Origin of the sequence: Micromonospora sp. NPDC049580, assembly GCF_040675595.1 — a bacterium.
GTDB lineage: Bacteria > Actinomycetota > Actinomycetes > Mycobacteriales > Micromonosporaceae > Micromonospora.
In genome coordinates this window covers 1-3,599 of the sequence record NZ_JBFAPG010000574.1, presented here as the reverse complement: position 1 = coordinate 3,599, position 3,599 = coordinate 1, and the positions used below count along the sequence as shown (strand labels likewise).

General features: G+C 67.9%; 4 protein-coding genes. 1 reads left to right on the top strand and 3 read right to left on the bottom strand.

Features of this window, described 5'->3' with window-relative positions; genetic code table 11:
- Nucleotides 1-274: 274 nt before the first annotated feature.
- Nucleotides 275-613: an RDD family protein gene (locus AB0J68_RS29315; protein ID WP_355069034.1), complete on the bottom strand. Its 339-nt coding sequence runs from the start codon at nucleotides 611-613 to the stop codon at nucleotides 275-277.
- 321 nt (nucleotides 614-934) lie between these two features.
- On the opposite strand from AB0J68_RS29315, the gene glnA reads away from it, so the two are divergent.
- Nucleotides 935-2,359, top strand: a complete 1,425-nt coding sequence (gene glnA / locus AB0J68_RS29310) for a type I glutamate--ammonia ligase (protein WP_354861378.1) — start codon at nucleotides 935-937, stop codon at nucleotides 2,357-2,359.
- A gap of 81 nt (nucleotides 2,360-2,440) precedes the next feature.
- On the opposite strand, the gene AB0J68_RS29305 is transcribed toward glnA, so the two are convergent.
- Both AB0J68_RS29305 and AB0J68_RS29300 read right to left on the bottom strand, forming a co-directional pair.
- Nucleotides 2,441-3,157 carry a site-specific integrase gene (locus AB0J68_RS29305; protein ID WP_363941778.1) on the bottom strand — a complete coding sequence of 239 codons (717 nt, stop codon included), beginning with the start codon at nucleotides 3,155-3,157 and terminating at the stop codon, nucleotides 2,441-2,443.
- A 23-nt stretch (nucleotides 3,158-3,180) separates the two neighbouring features.
- On the bottom strand, nucleotides 3,181-3,405 hold the full coding sequence (locus AB0J68_RS29300; RefSeq protein ID WP_354861376.1) for a hypothetical protein: 225 nt from the start codon (nucleotides 3,403-3,405) through the stop codon (nucleotides 3,181-3,183).
- Nucleotides 3,406-3,599 lie beyond the last annotated feature (194 nt).

The window sequence follows — 3,599 nt, the reverse complement described above, 5'->3', positions numbered from 1 at the left end:
CGATCTCCGGATGGGTCCGGCACTTTTCGCGCCCCGCGCCCCGCGCCCCGCGCCCCGCGCCCCGCGCCCCGCGCCCAAGATCCGCGCAACATCCCCGATGTTGCTGCCTCCAACGCGCGGGAGACAGCAACATCCCCGATGTTGTGCGGATCTTGCCGGGCCGGCCTGCGGGAAGCCGGCATCGACAGGCGCGCCGCGAGGTGACCGCCGACCCGGCCAGCGAGGGCCCCACCGGGGCGGGGCGGGGGCGCGTGAGTCCGGGTGTCGGGGGGCGTCAGCCGCGCGGGGCGTCGACGATGACCGAGTCGACGAGGCGGTCGTGCACGCCCCGACGGTGCTCGTCCATGATCAGCGCGGGGACGACGAGCGCCAGCAGCACGCCCCGGGCCAGCGCGCGGAGCACGCCGATCCGGCCTCCGTCGTGCCAGTTCACGCAGCGGACCTTGGTGATGTACATGCCCGGCGTCTGGGCGAAGAGGCCGAGGAAGATGCCGTACTCCAGGATCAGCACCAGCACCGGAGCCCAGCCGTCGCGTACCGGATCGGCGAAGATGTTGGCCACCAGCAGGCAGAGCACCCAGTCGATGATCAACGCTCCGAAGCGTCGACCCAGGCTCGGCGGGGTGAAGGTGGGATCGGTGGCCGGCGCTGCCGGGACGTGCGGATTGGTCACAGCGATCAAGGGTATCCGCGTCCGAATCGGGGCCTCGGATCGCCGTCACCACTGCGTGCCGATTCGGGCCAATGGCATCAAGTGTCATTACACTGGCACAGCCGGTACGGCGTTCGCGCAGGCTGAGTGCGTGGACAGGAGCGTCGCTGACGCTCCGCGAGGGACGTAACACGGCAGAAACACTCAAGACATGGCCGGGCAACCCCCCGGCCATAGCGTCGCCAGGAGCCTAGCCACCCCGTGGACGTGCCAGGAGGATGTGTGTTCGCCAATCCCGAGGAACTGCTGCGATACCTCAAGAACGAGGACGTGAAGTTCGTCGACGTTCGTTTCTGTGACCTGCCCGGCGTGATGCAGCACTTCAACCTGCCGGTCGAGTCCGTCAACGACGACCTCTTCACCGACGGCCTCGCGTTCGACGGTTCGTCGATCCGCGGTTTCCAGGCGATCCACGAGTCGGACATGCTCCTGCTCCCGGACGTCGCCACCGCGTTCATCGACCCGTTCCGGGCGCAGAAGACCCTCGCGCTCAACTTCTTCATCCACGACCCGTTCACCCGCGAGGCCTACACCCGCGACCCGCGCAACGTCGCGAAGAAGGCCGAGGCGTACCTCGCCGCGAGCGGCATCGCCGACACCGCCTACTTCGGCGCCGAGGCGGAGTTCTACATCTTCGACTCGATCCGCCACGAGACCTCGGCGCACCAGTCGTTCTACTACATCGACTCGGTCGAGGGCGCGTGGAACACCGGCCGCGAGGAGGAGGGCGGCAACCGCGGTTACAAGACCGCGTACAAGGGCGGCTACTTCCCGGTGCCCCCGGTCGACCACTACGCCGACCTGCGCGACTCGATCGTGCGTCGGCTCGTCGACACCGGCTTCACCGTGGAGCGCTCGCACCACGAGGTGGGCACCGCCGGTCAGTCCGAGATCAACTACCGGTTCTCCACCCTGCTGCACGCCGCCGACCAGCTCCAGCTCTTCAAGTACATCGTGAAGAACGAGGCCTGGGCCAACGGCAAGACCGCGACCTTCATGCCCAAGCCGCTGTTCGGCGACAACGGCTCCGGCATGCACACCCACCAGAGCCTCTGGCTCAACGGTGAGCCGCTGTTCTACGACGAGACCGGCTACGCCGGCCTGTCCGACACCGCCCGCTGGTACATCGGCGGCCTGCTGCACCACGCGCCGTCGCTGCTGGCCTTCACCAACCCGACGGTCAACTCGTACCGCCGCCTGGTGCCCGGCTACGAGGCTCCGGTCAACCTGGTCTACTCGCAGCGCAACCGCTCCGCCTGCACCCGCATCCCGGTGACCGGCAGCAACGCGAAGGCCAAGCGCGTCGAGTTCCGCGTTCCGGACCCGTCGGCCAACGTCTACCTGGCCTTCTCGGCCATGATGATGGCCGGCCTGGACGGCATCAAGAGCAAGATCGAGCCGCCGACGCCGATCGACAAGGACCTCTACGACCTCCCGCCGGAGGAGTGGGGCGACGTCAAGCAGGTCCCGGGCTCGCTGCCGGCCGTGCTCGACTCGCTGGAGGCCGACCACGACTACCTGCTCGACGGCGGTGTCTTCACCCCCGACCTGATCTCCACCTGGGTCGACTGGAAGCGCGCCAACGAGGTCGACCCGGTGCGTCTGCGCCCGACCCCGCACGAATTCGCCATGTACTACGACTGCTGAGCCTGATCAAGGCTCTGACCTGCACCAACAGGATCACTACTGATCTTGGGTACAGGTTGGGTACAACCTCACGGACGGCGGTCATGCCCGGCTCACAGCCGGCGTGGCCGCCGTTTCGTGTTGGCCGAGCGCACCGTCGATGAGCAACCGGGTCCGGTCGAGCGCGTCCGGCCACTCGTGCACGTAGGTGTTGAGCGTGATGGTCGGCGTGCTGTGCCCCAACGCGAGCTGCACCGTCTTCACCGACGCGCCCGCGTGGATCAGAACCGTCGCGTAGTAGTGCCGTAGTCCGTGAATCCCCCACCGCGCCGGCAGCCCGACCGCTCCCCGTGCGGTGGCCCACGTCCGCGAGAAGGTCGCCGCATTGACGGGCTCACCGCCGACACCCTTGAACAGCAGGCGTGCGGCCCGGCGGACCGGCCGGCGACGGTCCGTGTCGTCGTCGACCTCGACCGCGTCGCACCCGTCGGCCAGGTGCTGACGCAACGCCACCGCCACGACGTCAGGCAGCTCGACCGTGCGGGCGCTGGTGCTGGTCTTGACCGGTCCGAGGAACGGCTGACGGCCCTTGAGCACCTTGAGTTGGCGTCGGACGTGCACCTCCCGCACGTCGAAGTCGATGTCGTCCACCTCCAAGCCGAGGATTTCACCCAGGCGCAGCCCGCAACCGGCCGCGAGAAAGTAGCGCTCCGTAGCGGGGGGATGTCCGGCAGGCGTGGTCGTAGGTGGCGCCGCAATGACCCCTAGTCCCCAGCCGCGACCGGGCTCAGCACCGTTGCTGGCCCATGGATGGCCCACAGCACGACTGCACCCTGTTGTTGTCAGGCCTTGCTGTGAGCGAAGGGGTTCCGCCCCGTGGCTGTCAGGTAGAGCGGGAAGAACACAACCCACAGGATCAGACAGCCCAGGAACCACGCCTCCGGGGTCTCCAGTCGGAAAGACCCAAGCGAGACAGCGACCGGGTTCCCGCGCCTCAGTCGCTCCTTGGCGTCCGCGTAAACCCATACGTCGATGGCCAGCACTGCGAGCAGAACGAGGATCGACACCAGTGCGGCAGCGGGTAAACCTGTCATTTGGCCGTGCTTCCGATCGGCTGGTCACGGGATGGCGTCGTCATCATATGTGTGCCGAGCCTGCGGCCATCCCGCCCGCCGCCGACCACACGCGGTGGAGTGGACCGACCTGCGCCAGGCCAGGTGGAGCGGACCTCCTCGTCGGGCAGTCGTAGACCGTCCAGCAT